Annotated in this window: 17 protein-coding genes and 1 pseudogene; 12 read left to right on the top strand and 6 right to left on the bottom strand. The window is 38.0% G+C overall.

The window, feature by feature from the left end; genetic code table 11:
- The first annotated feature begins 18 nt into the window (after positions 1-18).
- The 6 genes from ribH (at position 19) to DY109_RS01140 (ending at position 4,426) form a co-directional block, all read left to right on the top strand.
- The gene (gene ribH / locus DY109_RS01120) at positions 19-489 is read left to right on the top strand and encodes a 6,7-dimethyl-8-ribityllumazine synthase (RefSeq protein WP_023946627.1); all 471 of its coding nucleotides are present in this window, start codon (positions 19-21) and stop codon (positions 487-489) included.
- Positions 489-896 (top strand): transcription antitermination factor NusB, encoded by a 408-nt coding sequence (gene nusB, locus DY109_RS01125; protein ID WP_023946629.1) that lies wholly within the window; start codon positions 489-491, stop codon positions 894-896. Before ribH ends, nusB begins: the two co-directional genes overlap by 1 nt.
- A complete protein-coding gene (locus tag DY109_RS11755) occupies positions 896-1,051 on the top strand; it encodes a hypothetical protein (RefSeq protein WP_244916623.1) in 156 nt (51 codons plus the stop codon). Before nusB ends, DY109_RS11755 begins: the two co-directional genes overlap by 1 nt.
- Positions 1,052-1,085: 34 nt before the next feature.
- Positions 1,086-2,021, top strand: coding sequence for a glycosyltransferase family 8 protein (locus tag DY109_RS01130; protein ID WP_244916672.1), 936 nt, complete (start codon positions 1,086-1,088; stop codon positions 2,019-2,021).
- Positions 2,022-2,111: 90 nt separating this feature from the next.
- The gene (locus DY109_RS01135) at positions 2,112-3,545 is read left to right on the top strand and encodes a radical SAM protein (RefSeq protein ID WP_244916624.1); all 1,434 of its coding nucleotides are present in this window, start codon (positions 2,112-2,114) and stop codon (positions 3,543-3,545) included.
- On the top strand, positions 3,542-4,426 hold the full coding sequence (locus tag DY109_RS01140) for a glycosyltransferase family 2 protein (RefSeq protein WP_023946634.1): 885 nt from the start codon (positions 3,542-3,544) through the stop codon (positions 4,424-4,426). The genes DY109_RS01135 and DY109_RS01140 overlap by 4 nt, the downstream gene beginning before the upstream one ends.
- An 879-nt stretch (positions 4,427-5,305) precedes the next feature.
- Here the strand turns inward: DY109_RS01140 and DY109_RS12455 are convergent.
- From DY109_RS12455 to DY109_RS01155, 3 genes and pseudogenes are all read right to left on the bottom strand, one after another.
- A pseudogene (locus DY109_RS12455) lies at positions 5,306-5,644 on the bottom strand (methyl-accepting chemotaxis protein); the annotation flags it as partial.
- A 1,303-nt stretch (positions 5,645-6,947) separates the two neighbouring features.
- Positions 6,948-7,184: a hypothetical protein gene (locus DY109_RS01150; RefSeq protein WP_023946640.1), complete on the bottom strand. Its 237-nt coding sequence runs from the start codon at positions 7,182-7,184 to the stop codon at positions 6,948-6,950.
- Positions 7,185-7,198: 14 nt separating this feature from the next.
- Entirely contained in the window at positions 7,199-8,563 is a 1,365-nt protein-coding gene (locus DY109_RS01155) for a DUF3373 family protein (protein ID WP_023946642.1), read from the bottom strand.
- A 409-nt stretch (positions 8,564-8,972) separates the two neighbouring features.
- On the opposite strand from DY109_RS01155, the gene DY109_RS11095 reads away from it, so the two are divergent.
- From DY109_RS11095 to DY109_RS01185, 6 genes are all read left to right on the top strand, one after another.
- Positions 8,973-9,272 (top strand): hypothetical protein, encoded by a 300-nt coding sequence (locus DY109_RS11095; protein ID WP_147291150.1) that lies wholly within the window; start codon positions 8,973-8,975, stop codon positions 9,270-9,272.
- 1 nt (position 9,273) lies between these two features.
- A complete protein-coding gene (locus DY109_RS01165; RefSeq protein WP_147291151.1) occupies positions 9,274-9,552 on the top strand; it encodes a hypothetical protein in 279 nt (92 codons plus the stop codon).
- Between the two features lie 93 nt (positions 9,553-9,645).
- Complete coding sequence (locus DY109_RS01170) at positions 9,646-10,080, top strand: hypothetical protein (protein WP_034549170.1); 435 nt, start codon at positions 9,646-9,648, stop codon at positions 10,078-10,080.
- Between the two features lie 39 nt (positions 10,081-10,119).
- The gene (locus DY109_RS01175) at positions 10,120-10,323 is read left to right on the top strand and encodes a hypothetical protein (protein WP_023946656.1); all 204 of its coding nucleotides are present in this window, start codon (positions 10,120-10,122) and stop codon (positions 10,321-10,323) included.
- Positions 10,324-10,424: 101 nt separating this feature from the next.
- Complete coding sequence (locus tag DY109_RS01180) at positions 10,425-11,426, top strand: opacity family porin (protein WP_023946658.1); 1,002 nt, start codon at positions 10,425-10,427, stop codon at positions 11,424-11,426.
- A gap of 493 nt (positions 11,427-11,919) precedes the next feature.
- Positions 11,920-12,705, top strand: a complete 786-nt coding sequence (locus DY109_RS01185) for a sulfite exporter TauE/SafE family protein (RefSeq protein WP_034549281.1) — start codon at positions 11,920-11,922, stop codon at positions 12,703-12,705.
- A gap of 26 nt (positions 12,706-12,731) precedes the next feature.
- Here the strand turns inward: DY109_RS01185 and DY109_RS01190 are convergent, their stop codons facing one another.
- The 3 genes from DY109_RS01190 to DY109_RS01200 are packed head-to-tail and all read right to left on the bottom strand — an operon-like array spanning position 12,732 to position 14,905.
- The gene (locus DY109_RS01190; protein ID WP_023946664.1) at positions 12,732-13,352 is read right to left on the bottom strand and encodes a hypothetical protein; all 621 of its coding nucleotides are present in this window, start codon (positions 13,350-13,352) and stop codon (positions 12,732-12,734) included.
- Between the two features lie 39 nt (positions 13,353-13,391).
- Positions 13,392-13,928: a hypothetical protein gene (locus DY109_RS01195; RefSeq protein WP_023946666.1), complete on the bottom strand. Its 537-nt coding sequence runs from the start codon at positions 13,926-13,928 to the stop codon at positions 13,392-13,394.
- Positions 13,928-14,905, bottom strand: a complete 978-nt coding sequence (locus DY109_RS01200; RefSeq protein WP_023946668.1) for a hypothetical protein — start codon at positions 14,903-14,905, stop codon at positions 13,928-13,930. The genes DY109_RS01195 and DY109_RS01200 overlap by 1 nt, the downstream gene beginning before the upstream one ends.

A 14,905-nucleotide genomic window follows, 5' to 3' on the forward strand; every position in this document is an offset into this window, starting at 1 on the left:
TCTTATAAAGGAGCAAAAATGAATACATTTGAAGGCAAAATCCTACTTCAAGGATCAGAAAAAATCGCAATCGTTTGCGCGAGGTTTAATCACATCATCAGCGATAGGCTAATCGAAGGCGCGAAAGATAGCTTTTTGAGACACGGAGGCAATGAAAAAAATCTCGATCTCATTTTAGTGCCGGGCGCGTATGAGATTCCATTTGTGCTTGATAGAATCCTAGCCACCAAAAAATACAGCGGAATCTGCACTCTAGGCGTCATCATTAGAGGCGGGACACCGCATTTTGATTATGTGAGTGCTGAAGCGACAAAAGGCATTGCCAATGCCACGCTCAAATACACCACACCTGTGAGCTTTGGCGTGCTTACGACTGATAATGTCGAGCAAGCGATCGAGCGCGCAGGCTCAAAAGCGGGCAACAAAGGATTTGAAGCGATGAATGCACTCATAGAACTCATAAGCCTCTATCAAGCACTCAAAATCTAATGGCGACAAGAACACAAGCCAGAGAGGCTGTCATTGGGCTTTTGTATGGGTATGAGATAGGCAATGACGACATAAAAAAAAGCGCGATCACTATCCTTGAAGAAAAAAAAATCCGCAACAAACAACAAGAATTCGCGCTTTGTCTATTTAATGGCATCACGCAATGCCTTCCGCAAATTGATGAACTCATCAAATCTCATCTCAAAGAATGGGATTTTTCGCGATTGGGCAGAATCGAAAAAAGTATCCTACGACTTGGCGTCTATGAGCTTATCTATACCCAAACTGACACACCTATCATCATCAATGAAGCCATTGAGCTTGCCAAAATCTATGGCGAAGAAAACGCCCCAAAGCTCATCAATGGCGTTTTGGATTCTATTAAAAGTTACAAAAAGGAGCAATAATGTATCATATCTGTTTGAACGCAAATGAAGGGTATATCAAATTTGCAGCAGTGCTTATCACAAGCATAATTACAAATACACATAAAAAAGAGCCAACAAAGCCTCAAAAATCTCGGTTGGGGGGGGGGCAAATACTGCTTTCACATCTTAACTGATAATATCTCAAAGCCTACCAAAGACAAACTCCAAATCCTCCAAAATGAACTCTCGCTTATTTTTCCTTGTGAGATACGCATTCATTATGTAGATATTTCTATTTTTGATTCTGAAGGTATGCCGCAATGGGCAAGACAAGGAACAAATAAGCTTGCATATTGCAGAATCTTACTCGCTCAATTTTTGCCTCAAGATCTTGATATATGCCTATATCTTGATGTCGATATGCTCACACTTTCAGATATAAGCGAACTCTTTGAGATGGATTTAGGTAGCACTTTTGCTGGAGTTGTGCTTGATCCGACTATTGCAACAGAGCCATTTAAGGCTATCCGCCCACACACAAAAGACTTCAAATACCCCAATCCATACGCGTATTTTAATTCAGGCTGTATGCTTATCAATCTCAAAGAATGGAGAAAGCAAAACATACAACAGCAATGCATGGATTTTTTAAATACCTATGCAACACGATTTCGCGATCAAGATATTTTAAATGCGATTATCGGCGACAACACCACAAAGCTAGAGCCAAAATGGAATTTTATTATTTACTTTATGATGATAGCAAATCACAACGCACGACTCAAAACCCCCGCGCAAAACATCTGCAAATTTTCAATCGACACCTATCAAGCCTCGCTTGCTAATATCAAAATCATTCATTATTGCTGCTGCCCTAAGCCTTGGGCGTCCGCTTATAGCGTGCTTGATTTTGATTTTAAGCCTTTTGTAGAATCTTACTTTCGCGAGCAATGGTGGAAAATGGCGGACAAAACCCCAGCTTTCGCACAAGAGCTTCAAGAGCTCAAATCAAAAATCGCTGATACAGATTTCATCTCTTATGCCAAAGCCCTAAGCCAAAGCCTCCAAACGCTCGATGATCGCATAACCAACATAAAATCCGCCCTGTTTGCACCTCATAAATTTATCTACCAAAAAATCAAAAATAAATTTGGATTCAAATAATGAATTAAAGTAAGTTTTAGCGATATGGTGCTAATATTTAGAGATTTTAATGACAAAGGAATAAAATGAATATGTATCATAAGCATATAAGTGAAGGGGGGGGGGGCAGAGAACAACACTCATAAATCTCAAATCCCACTTATTAAATTCGCTCATAACGATTTCTGCCTTACAACTAAAAAACTCCCCACTCGTAGGGCTGTTATATGGCTTGGACAAACTTGTAATCTTAACTGCTTTTTTTGCTACTTTGCCGAACGCATTGCTGACAAAAATCACCCCGAACACGCATTTTTTACATTAGAAAAAGCCAAAACAATGTGTAAGATTTTTGTAGAGGAATATGGACTCAATAGCATTGATATACAAGGTGGTGAGCCAACAATTTATCCGCATATCTTTGAGTTGATTTCATACTGCAATCAAATTGGGCTAAAGCCAACGCTCATCACAAATGGCATAACTTTGAGTAATTTTGAGTTTGCACAAAAATTCAAAACTGCTGGAATCTATGATTTTTTAATATCGTTACAAGGTATTGGCGAGACTTACAATAAGGTCGTAGGAAGCAAAAATGCTTTTGAAAAACAACAAAAAGCCTTAGAAAATCTCAAAAAACTTCAAATCCCAATACGAGTCAATGCAGTCCTCACAAACCAAATCATAGACGAAATGGAGCAAATCGCTGATTTGGCAATCCAATATAATGCGAGGGTTGTAAATTTTATAGCGTATAATAACACTGGTGATCAAAAAATACTCCGACAAGCCCATAAGATTCCATATTATGACATTATCGCTCAAAAATTAGAGCCAATCATTGACAAACTTGAGAATCTTAATATCGAAGTGAATTTGAGATTTTTACCTTTTTGTGTAGTGAGTGAAAAATATCGTAAAAATATCCAAAACAGCGATCAAATGCTTTATGATAATCACGAATGGGAAGCAAGCTCACGATTGTGGGTTGATAGACCTGCACAACGACAAGCCAAATCACCAATTGAGCCAAGACGAACAATCTACTATCTCTCAAGATTTAAAATATCAAGAATCTATCGCTCATCGACACTAAAAGAAAAACTTCAATGGATAAAATCATTGCTTTTACCTTTTGTGCCTTTACGCTTTAAATCATATGCCCCGATTTTGTCATATCAAAAGCCTATATTTGACAAGATGAAACACTATACGCCAAATGCCAAAAATTATGACAAAACCCACCAATATTCAAAAGTAGAATGCTTTTATTTCGAACAAAAAGAAATCATGCACAATATCTCAAAACATAAAATTTATCATTCCAAATGCAATCAATGCGATATAAAGGCTATTTGTGATGGATTTTATTGTGATTTTATCGATGAATTTGGGTCAAATGCTATAAAGCCAATCAAGCTTAAATCCCCAACTACAAATCCTAGATTCTATTCACAACACCAATATAAAGTGATAGAGGCAAAAGAATGGTCATGGTTTTTTAGCCAAGACGAACTTACCCAAATCAAAAAGCACCCTAAATGACAAGCCACAATCTTCCAAAAGTCGCAGTTATTATCAGTAATTATAACTATGCAAAATATATCAAAGAATGCGTAAAATCTATACAAAATCAAAATTACCCATATCTCCAAATACTCATTGTTGATGATGGAAGTAGCGATAATTCACTCCAAACAATCTCATCTCTTACAGGAGTCAAAGTCATCAGTAAAGAAAATGGCGGACAACTTAGTGCATTTAACGCCGGATTTAAGGCACTCAATAAAGATATTGACATTGTGTTTTTTCTTGATGCTGATGATGTGATGAATAAAAACTATATGCTTCAATGCGTTGAATTTTATACACAACACAAAGATGTTGAATTTGCATTCTGCAATAATGAGCATTTACTACCCGATAATAGCACTTACAAACCACAATCACCATACAAAAAATCAATTTTGGGATTTGGGCTGTATAAGGCATACTTTCTCAAAGAATATTTAGGCAACTCAACATCTAGCATAAGCATAAAAAAATCTATCTTAGAGAAGATTCTACCTCTGGATTTGGAGGGTGATTGGCGGATTAGGGCTGATGATTGTATTATCTGGGGCGCAAGCTTAGTGGGAGCAAACATAGGATATCTTGATATATATGGGATCAAATACCGCATACACTCAACAAACAATCATTATGGCAAAACATTTGATAATGCTTATCTGTTTAGGCGAGAACTCAATATTGAAAAAATGTTCGCACTCATTATGTCAAAAAACAATATTATCCTCTCTGCAACAAGCCTATATTTAGAATTTCTCTCCAACAAAGAAAAAACTAAATACATCAAAATCACTCTTTTGTCAAATCTTCACATAATTCAAAAAATAAAACTTATAGGCAGGATTTTACTCTCATAGAATTAAATGCCAATCTATAAAATAAATCGTCATTACTTAAGCACAAGCGTTGTAATCCAAAAAAGAATCGTCATTGTAAGACTTCGTAAGAAGTCGTGGCAATATATAAGAATCCACTTCATCATTATTCTAAAGCTTTGCAACAACTAAAGAATCCTAGAAAATTTTGTCATTGCGAGTAATCGTAAGATTGCGTGGTAATTATGATGAGTTTTAGATTCTCTTTTGCTTCGTCCTATTGTCCTTGCAATGACAAACCTGCCCCCTCAATTGCGAGCAAAATTTTCAAATTTTGCATGGCAATCCATTTTTTAAGTTTTAGAATCTAGATTCTATATTGTTTTGACGCACTCTTACCCGTCATGTCTTAAGCGTTAGCGAAGAATCCAGTAAAAATCTAATACAAAATCTAAAATAGATTCCAGTTTGGATTTGGATTCTTCGTTCGTTTCACTCACTCAAGTAATGACAAGTTTTAATTCTATGCAAACACAAGCAAGCATTAAGAAATTCTAGACTTTTTTTAATTTTTAGATTTTAGAATTTATGCAAACACAATGGCGCGTAAAGAAATCCTCTATTTTTAGCTTATTTTTGTAGCTTTGCAAGTTTAGCAGTGAGTCGCACTTTTCGTGCGTCGCTAATTAAGAGAACCGATGCAATCCGCAAAATTTACCAAAAAGCTAGGATTTAGATCACATGGAAATTAGAATCTAAATTCTAAAATCCATTGATAACTTTGCTAAGTATCGCATCATTTTCTTTGAGTTTTTCAGAACGTTCGACAACTGTTTTGATTACTTCTGATGATTTAAACAAAAGCTGATCGATTTCGTTAAGCTCATTTATGATACCGCGAGTTTGCTTTGTGATCGCGATTGAGCTTTTTGACTGCTCGCTAGTGTTTTGCACCACTTCAAGCATAAAGTCTTGGATCGTTGTGATACTTTGTTTGGAAGTATCCGCTTCATGCGAGAGATCCGAGAAAGTTTGAGAGTTTTGCGTCATCGCAGCACTTATATCGCCTAGATTTTGCATAGCAAGATTAATGCGTGATTCGATTTCTTGTAGGCTTTTTTGTGTAGATTCTGCAAGCTTTCGCACCTCATCAGCCACGACTGCAAATCCCCTTCCATGCTCGCCCGCACGCGCCGCTTCGATCGCTGCATTAAGCGCAAGCAAGTTTGTCTGGTCTGCCACATCATAGATAAGGAGCGAGACATCTTTGACTTGCATGATACTATCGCTTAATTCTTGGAGCTTTTTGTTGAGCTCATCTTGGCTTTTGACCGTGTTACTAAGCTCTTCAAGGAGGGCTGAGATATTGTTGCTTGTATCATCAAGATAGTTTTTGCTCTCTGTGATTTTGCCTTGTGAAGCACTCGCAAGCTCGATATTAGAATCCAAATCCTTAATGATACTATTTCCTGTGAGTGTGTTTTTGTTGGTGCGCACGACAATGTTATCTATGTTGTGTTTGAGATCAGAGATGTATTGATTGAGTCGGACGATTTCTTCTGTCGTATGCCCGGCTACTTCGATAGTTTGCTTCATTTTGTCGATAAATGAATTGATAAAAAGACTTACGATATATAGCTCATCATTTTCACTTCTGCCAAGTCTCAATGTCCCGCCAGCTCGCAATTTATCGCCACCTTTGCTTACATCTTTGAGGTAAGTTGCGACTTGTTGAGAATCCTCTTTAAATCGTCTTAGAATCCTAAATATCACAAACATTGTCATTGCTGTAATCGCTACGATGATAAGAAGCATAAATAAAATAAAAACTGATTGGTTTGATGCAGAATCGCGGATAGAATCAATTTTTTTGAGATTGCCGATGACACCAGAGAGTGAGGCTGAGTTTTGGCTTAAGCTTTCGCTGATTTGTTGGATATTTTTTGATGAGCTATCAAGTTTTTTGTTTATGCCACTTGTCGTGTCATAAATGCGATCAATCAAAATCGAATAAATCTCCTCAAAATACCCCTCCAATCTCATGCAAAGCATTGGGATATTTTGGATCTCTAATGCTTGGGCTATTTTGGGGTAGAAATTTTTAAGATTCTCATCTTTTTTGATAAAGCTTTCATTCCAGCTTTTTGTCATCTGCAAGATAATATTTTTATTGTTGCTATCACCCGGATTTGTGAGAAGTTTGATAAGTTTTGCATTGATTTGCCCGATAAATTCAAACTGCTCGATAAGCTCCTCATAAGTATTCATTGTTTGCTTGGTTTCATTGATGTGGTTTTTCATTATCGAGAATTGATCGGTAGCGCGTGTGGAGAGTCCATTGAGAGCGTCAAAGCTTTTTTGAATGTCTTTCATACTTTGTTCTTCATGTTCCACGAAATTTGAAAAAGTGGATTTAAATCCAAAGAATGCAAGCGTCAAAAGCACAATAAGAGCCGATAGAGTCGTCAATCCTATGTTGAGTTTGCTAGAAAGACTAAGGCTTTTTAGAGTGCTTAGTCTCCCCTCGATCTTAGCACTATATTTTGACATAAACCCTCCTTGGTTATTGACCTGCGACCTGTGCTTTATTTGGATTGTCAGCAGCTTTTGCGATCATGCATTTTTCAAGCTCTTTTGCATCATTGCTATCTGTTACTTTTTTTTCTATCCAGCGTGAGATCTGACCCATTGTTTTAGATTCTGGATCAGGAGCGTCGTATTTTTTCATCAATGATGCACAATCAGCAAGAACCAAACTCGGAATAAATGCCATCATTACAAGTAGAGCAAATTTTTTCATACAAAACTCCTTTATTAGAATCTAAGTAAATACGCTAAAGCGATGTTATGCGTTGTTTGATCGGTAGCTCGCGTAACTGCTGGTAATTCAGCTGCCTCAAAGTTGCGAATCTGTGCAGTATAGCTTAGGCGGAAAAACTGATACAAGTCGATTTGCCAAATCGCATATACATCATGCACATTACCGCGTGTTTGTCGGAAGTTGAGCGGATCGTTGATACTTACTCTTGAGAATGCATACCAGTATTTGCTTCCATGGAAGTATTCATAGCCGAGCTTAAAGTGTCTGCCTATATCATAGCGTCCGCCTGCATGGATAGCAAACGCATTTTCATTAGCAAATCGTGTAAATGGGCTTTGCAGAAGAGTTTGTATTGCAGCAGTATTGCCATTTGCTGCTTGCGTTGCAGCAAGAGTTGATGTCTTGCCATCAGTGCCGATGTAATATGACGCAGAGATAAACCAGTTAAACCCACTTCCAAGCATTTTTTCGTTTTCTAAATGCAAGTTGATGTAATTCATATTTCCTACATCTTGTGCGGGGATTGTCTGTGTAGAACTGACTTGGACTTTAGGTGCGGAGTAATTACTAAGATTTACATAAGTAAGCATAAAGAGATTTGTCCCGAAGCTTTTTGGCAAAAATGGCGTCTCAAACGCAGCAAAATACAAATTTGCATCTTTTACGCCCGCTGTGCCAAAGATATTTCCGCCCGCATAATCGCTATTGAGCGCGAGTGGCTGATAGACTTTTGAGTATCCGACACGAAGTGCGGCATTGCTATAAGGCTTATAAGTAAGCACCCCACCATCGCCAAGTGCATTTACCGCAAGCGCAGGATAAGTGCTCATTCTTGCTGAGCCATTGCGAAGGTTTGCGCCCGGACCATCAGTAGCAGGAAGTCGTCCAAGTGTAAGCGCGAATTTGCTTCCCATAAAAATATCCACATACGCTCTCTCTACATAGATAGCCGCACCGCCAGCTACACCTCTACCCGCATCAAGTGTGCCGATAGAGCCTGCAAGTGGATAGCCAAGATCCAAATCGCCAAATGCCTTTGTCATCGAGAGGCGACCTGTGAATTTCGCGTATTTACCGATAGTGGCGTTCATATTGAGATAGACACCAAGCATAAGTCGTGCGTTTTCAAATCTTGTTGTGTTGTTTTGATTAGTCATAAAGTTATTAAGCGAAGTATTGAAATCAAGCCCAAATTTGACTTTGCTTAATTCTGCTTTTGTCTCGACTTCATCAAGTCGGTCTTCAAGATCATTAATCTGCTTTTGAAGGGCTTTTTCATCAGCCATACCAAAAGAAAGAAGCATACCTGAAAGAAGAAATGCACAAATTCCAGAATGTAGATAATGTAACTTTTTCATTTGTTTCCTTTGTTCCTTGCGGTTTGAATTTGGATTAAATAATGCGCTGTGATTCTAGTAAAAAAAACCTTAAAAATGCTTTATAAAGGCAAACCGTATCGTGTAATGTGTTTTGTGTTTCTTAAAGAAGCAAATGCGAGACATAAGTGCTTTTGATAGTTTTGATAGTTGCATTTGCAACTTGTTGTGTTGTGTGTAATATTTTGTTTTGTTGTATTGCGTTGCGATTTGATACATTAGTTTTGGTATTTAATTGGCATTTGAATCGAGATTCTAAAAGTGGATTCTTATGGATTGCCACGACTTCCTAGCGGAAACCTCGCAATGACTAGGCGAGTTTGTCATTGCGAGCAAGGTTTATCCTTGCGTGGCAATCCATAAGAATCTAAATTTGTCATTTTGACTTTGTTTGTCATCGCGACTTGTTATTTCGTCATTCTTAAGTGGTAGCGTTATAATCCACTTAATCTCCACAGAATCTACACAAAACATTCAGCACTTTTTGTGTGCTACTTTAGTGATATGCAATATTCTTTTTGATAAAATTTGGCTTATGAAAACAACTACATCTGTATTTTATTTGATTGTCTTTTGCACGATCATTGCGCGTGGCTTGTATGCGGACTTCACAGGAAGTCTGCCATACTCTTATACGCTCAATGGCAGAGATGGAGTGCATAAGGCAATTACTGCTTGTAGCAATGTATGATGTGAATTTAAAAGTAGTAATTTTACGCTTTCAAATTCTAGCTCTACTTACGCTAAATCGTGTCAATCCTAATAATGAAAGTCTCCTTACACAAATAGGCTTTCATGATCTCACACTCAATGCAAATACAGGACTTGTGATAAATGACTTTCAAAATCTTAATGTAGGCAACAGCGGAGGGACACAACTTATTTTAGGCTTAATAATGCGTCTTTGGTTTTTAATGGGGATTTGGCAACAAGTATTTTTTCAGGATTTAAAAATAGCTTTATACTTTTAGATTCTAGCACTTTTTCTTGGAGCGGTAATAAATTTACTATGCAAGGACAACTTCAAACAAGTTAATTCTACGCTTACTATTACTTCAGAATCTGTGGCATTTGAAAATAACATAACCAACAATGCAAGCACTTGGGACATCGGCACAGCAAATGCGACAATTTATCTGACTGGAAAAGAGGTTCTTGTGAATACCAATAAGCCCGCCACAGATATTTTGACAAATAATGCTGGCACAATCCCTATCAATGGAAATCTCTTAAATGGTGGAAAATGGCAAAATGACAACCCTTACCCTAACCCTAACCCTTGTGATGTCGATGAATGCGGAGACAGGCATATCATCAATAATGGCGGAAGTATCACGATCACAGGCAAGCTTACAAGCACGGGCATTACAGATTCTAAGGGCAATGTCTATGGCTCGCAGATTCTGATTTATGGCGGGAGCGTGAGTGCGGGCGTGATAGAAAATAGCGCGAATTCTAGCATTGTGATAGGGGCGGATTCTAGTAGGAATCTAGGGTAGCTGATCTCAAATAACATCACAAATAATGGCAAGCTTTTTGTGGATATTGCAAGCGCGAAATTTGGCAATTACGCCCTTAGCACTTCCGCTATCAAGGGCGATGCGACGATTGGACTTTTGAATGCTTGGGGCAATGGATTTGTCAATGCGAGCTTAAATGGCAATACGCTAAACCTCACACGCAATGATAGCGCAATAAATGCCTTAAAAGCGCATTTAGTGTCAATGACAGAGCGATTGTAAGCGCGCTAGAATCTAGGTTTGAGACGCTTTATACTTCTGGCGGGACAAGCGACATTACAAGCCTAACGAGCGCGCTAGATTCTGGAATCTATGGGCAGTTTGTGCTTGCGCCATTTGTGATGTTTGATAGCTTCAAAGAGCAGATTAAGCCTACAAGTTTTTATGCAAATTTTTATGTGAATCCTTTGACAAACTCGCACACAAATGTTTCTATAAGTAGAAATTCTTATGCAAACTCTTATACGCAATATCGCGCAAATCGCGGTTATAGCGGGATTGAGGTGAGTGGATTTGGCAATATGCTATTTGGCTCTGGTAATCTTGGCTCTAGCATTGGCTTTGGCAGGATTGGTGGATTGTGTATCAGAGGGGGGTTTAGTGCTTTAAATCACAATCTCATCGCAACTTTGAGCTATGCGTATGCAAGCACTCAAAGTAATGCAGCTCAAAGTGGCACACAAAATGCCAAAACCAACGCGCGCTCGGAAGTGCGGGCTTCTTTGTTTGGTGTGAATGTTGTTGATATGATGAGGTTTGGCAGGGTTGAGATAGGGCTTAGGCTGTATGCTATGGGTGGTGCGTTTGATAGCGCGTTTAACGCAAGTGGAGTGGGGGCTTTGAGTCTGGCTTCAAATGCGAAGTTTGGCGCGTATCAAATCGCGCTAGATTCTAGCTTGGGCTATCGCTTAAAGTGGCGACATAGCGCATTGAAGCCATATATCGGGCTCAATCAATACCTCAATATCCAAAATGCCATTACAGATTCTGAATTACTGCAATTTAAGGCGTCATCGTATCTGGCGTATATTTTGGACGCTGTGGCTGGCGTGCGCTATGATCTGTATCCAAACTTAGATTTTAATCTTTTTGTCGATGCGCGATATGAGCGGACATTGGCGGATTCTCATAAGGATTTTACGCTATATGTGGCTGATAATCCTTTGCATTTCGCATCGCCATACACGCACAAAATCGCACTCAATCTTGGCGGAAGTTGGCATTTCACGCGCAATCTCTCTATGCAGGTAAGCGGGTTTTATAAAAGTGCTTTGGTCGGCGCGCATTATATAGGCGGGAATCTAGGGCTAGAGTATAGATTCTAGATTCTCATTTACATATTTACATGTGATCTAAATCCTCTCTTTTTGCTTCTTTTTGCAGATTGCTTCGTTTGGTTTCATCTTGTGTTATTTTTGCGACGCACAATATAGTGCGACTCACTTTGGTTTTATCTTGCGCCAAAGCTTTCAAAACTACAAAAATAAGCTAAAAATAGAGAATTTTTTACACGCTCTTTTTGTGTTTGCATAGAATCTAAAATCAAAAAGTTAAAATGACGATTAGATTCTATGGATTGCCACGCGACCTCACGATTACTCGCAATGACAAAATTTTCTAGGATTCTTTAGTTTTGCAAAGCCTTAGAATGATGATTTATAGATTCTCACTTTAGCACTGATAAAGTTTGAGGCTGTTTATGGAGTAATCCTTAGCTTTATATACGCAATGGCACAAAGCGCAAAATCATTGATAATTTTATGCAAAATATCATACAATACGCTCTACTTTCACAAGCAAGGACAACAAAGGATAGCAATGGAGTATGAGATTATAGGATTTATCGCGCTGGGGCTTATTTCTGGGATTGCGGCTGGGTTTTTTGGTATCGGCGGTGGGACTATCATTGTGCCGGCTATGTTTGCGTTTGGACTGCCTATCCACCATGCTATCGGGATTTCGATTATCCAAATGGTGTTTTCATCAATCTTTGGCTCAATTCTCAATTACAAAAAAAATCTCCTTGATCTTAGAGATGGTATTTTCATAGGATTGGGCGGGCTTATTGGGGCGAGCTTTAGCGGGCTTATCCATAATCTCTTAAGCGAAGTTGCGCTTGGTGGGCTATTTTTGGTGCTTACATTTTTTTCATTTTATCGTTTCGCATTCAAAATCAAACCCACAATAAGCCAAACTCCACCTATTCAAAATCGCATTCAAAAAAATGCCATTCTCATAGGAGCTGGCGTCTTCACAGGATTTTTTGCTATTTCTTTAGGTATCGGTGGTGGGCTTCTTATCGCGCCTATTTTGGGGTATTATTTGGGGTATGATTCCAAAAAAGTCGTGCCACTTTCGCTGTTTTTTGTGATTTTTTCATCAGTCTCTGGCGTGGCGTCTTTGTATGGCTCAGGGATTATCAATCACGATATAATGCGTATCGGAATATACATCGGGCTTTCATCAATTGTCGGGGTGAGTATTGGCATTTATCTTATCCACAAAGCCTCAGCCAAAATCCATAGAATCGCACTTCTTTGGATTTATGCTTTTGCGCTGATTGTTACAAGTGTCGAGCTTTTGTATAAGACGCATATACTTTAGAGATAAAGATTCTACAAAAATAAAAGCTATTTCTTACGCAACGCAGAATCTACAATCTGCTTTATCTCAGGATTGAGCTTATAAACATTATGTGCTGTCTCTACATTGAAAACAATATCATAGATTCTAGATTGCATGCTGGCTTTTTGGATTTGCACAGGAAGCGAGATAATAATGCTTGTATCACTCTCTCCAAGCGCAGTGATAAACTCCCAAAACTTGCCTATATCCTCCGTCTGGACTTGTATCTGATAGAGGGTGGTTTTGATTTGGCTTTCCTCATCGATGTGAGAAGAGAGCAAGCGCATAGACTTTTTGCTAAAATACTGCGCCAACAAATCTGTGATAATGTTTTGCGATTTGGCATTATTGAGTCGCGACAAAAGAGATTTGTTATTTGTAAGAAGCCAAACGAGCCTATCTTTTGAGCTATCAAAATCTTTTTGGACTTCTGTAAGAATGAGATTTTGCTTTCTCTCCTCGATGTATTTGACCTTAAAATCCAAAATCAGTGGCCAGAGCATATAGCTAAAAAACATCAAAATCGCGCCAATATAAATCACCACAAATATCATATTGTGCAGCACTAAATCAGTATCTAGATTTCTAAAATTTGGGACTTTAAAGTTTTTCCAAGTTTTTTTCATTATTTTTCCTTATGTATCACGCTTTTTCATCATTCTTCATCATTTTTCATCGCTCTTTTGGCTTTGGCTTAATTCTTGCTCGATGTAGCTAAGAGAGATAAATTGATACCACCCATTTGGCAATGCATAAAAATTCACGCTTGATTTACCAAAGCTTGCTTTAAGCAATGCTTGCAACCCAAAATAAAAAAACTCTTTAGAAGGTGTAACGCCCTTAAGTGTGAGCGAATAATTGCTAAATTCTATGAAATTTATGGTGATTTTGTCAGGAATAATCTCAAGCAAATCTCGCAGCTTTTCTTTGCGGATATTGTGCGTATCAAGCCTTTTGTTTGTCAAAGTCGCCTCATATACAATGCGTTCAAAGTATTCATTCAGATATTTTGTCTGAAGCTGGATTTTGCTTTGAAGTGCGCGATACTCGGCTACACGTCGCAAAGAATTCGCGCTCTCTATTTGCAAAAACATATAATACCCGACCAAAATAACCGCTGTAAGTGCGATATAAAACCACCATATTTTTGTGATGTTTGCAAAAATGTGTTTGGTTTGGGGCTTGATAAAACTTAAGCTCATTATTTCTCTCCAATCTCTGCCCTAGCAAAATCAATCAGCACTTGAGATAAATTAAAATCCCTTTTTACAGATTCTATCATGACTTCTTTTGAGATAAATTCAAACGCATCATCAGCGATTTTGCACGCGTCCAAAAAAATAATCTTCTCTATAAAGCTTCCTTTGCATATAGGATTCTGGTAGTATTCTTTGAGAGAATCTAATATGACTTTTACGATAGTTGGGGCTTTTGACATATCATTATAAGTGATTTTTTCATCTTCTTCGAGATTTGGGACAAACATATCAGTCTGCAAATGCTCCAACGAAAAATCAAAATTAATCTTTGAAAAATTCTCAAACTCTTCATTCATCGAAAAATCATCAAACTGACGCAATTCAAAATTCATTCCGTCATCTTTATTGCTTACAATCTCAACCTCGCTATCTGTCAAAAAAAATCCAGAAAAAGAAATCTCTTGATTTTGCATAATCATTAGCGCGATATTGCCTCTTTGAAGTAGCACATAAAGATTTTTGCCTTCTGTTGGGTTTTGCTGAATGTGATGAGCAATAAGCAAAAATGGCGAAAACAAAAAATCAATCTTGCCAATTCCGTCATATTTTTTTAAATAATCTTTAATCATGGCTTTTTGAGCGAAAAACTCTACTCCATTTTGCTCGATGACTTGGTATTGGCTTGATTTAATGTCTTTGAGTATGCGTTTGTCATTTTTGTCAAACACCACGCCTTGAGCGAGCGTTTTTAGCATAGCAGCGATATAAGTAAATGGATATTTTTTGTGATAAAGTCGAATGATTTTGATAGCGTCCATTGGAATCTTGCCATTGATAGTTTTAAACTCTTTAAAAAAAGATTCTGTTTTTGTTTTGTTTTTGAGTCTAGAAACCTTGATAAAACAAGAGGACGCATCGATATTAATCGAGATAAACACCTTGCTAAAAAATGGCGATACTATTGCACTAAAAATCCCCAT

Origin of the sequence: Helicobacter fennelliae, assembly GCF_900451005.1 — a bacterium.
Taxonomy (GTDB): Bacteria; Campylobacterota; Campylobacteria; order Campylobacterales; family Helicobacteraceae; genus Helicobacter_B; species Helicobacter_B fennelliae.

What these genes read in the sequence shown, in the direction of transcription:
- ribH (WP_023946627.1), top strand. Translation starts at nt 19, where the DNA reads ATGAATACATTTGAAGGCAAAATCCTACTTCAAGGATCAGAAAAAATC.
- nusB (WP_023946629.1), top strand. Translation starts at nt 489, where the DNA reads ATGGCGACAAGAACACAAGCCAGAGAGGCTGTCATTGGGCTTTTGTAT.
- DY109_RS11755 (WP_244916623.1), top strand. Translation starts at nt 896, where the DNA reads ATGTATCATATCTGTTTGAACGCAAATGAAGGGTATATCAAATTTGCA.
- DY109_RS01140 (WP_023946634.1), top strand. Translation starts at nt 3,542, where the DNA reads ATGACAAGCCACAATCTTCCAAAAGTCGCAGTTATTATCAGTAATTAT.
- DY109_RS01150 (WP_023946640.1), bottom strand. Translation starts at nt 7,184, where the DNA reads ATGAAAAAATTTGCTCTACTTGTAATGATGGCATTTATTCCGAGTTTG.
- DY109_RS01155 (WP_023946642.1), bottom strand. Translation starts at nt 8,563, where the DNA reads ATGAAAAAGTTACATTATCTACATTCTGGAATTTGTGCATTTCTTCTT.
- DY109_RS01185 (WP_034549281.1), top strand. Translation starts at nt 11,920, where the DNA reads ATGGAGTATGAGATTATAGGATTTATCGCGCTGGGGCTTATTTCTGGG.
- DY109_RS01190 (WP_023946664.1), bottom strand. Translation starts at nt 13,352, where the DNA reads ATGAAAAAAACTTGGAAAAACTTTAAAGTCCCAAATTTTAGAAATCTA.
- DY109_RS01195 (WP_023946666.1), bottom strand. Translation starts at nt 13,928, where the DNA reads ATGAGCTTAAGTTTTATCAAGCCCCAAACCAAACACATTTTTGCAAAC.
- DY109_RS01200 (WP_023946668.1), bottom strand. Translation starts at nt 14,905, where the DNA reads ATGGGGATTTTTAGTGCAATAGTATCGCCATTTTTTAGCAAGGTGTTT.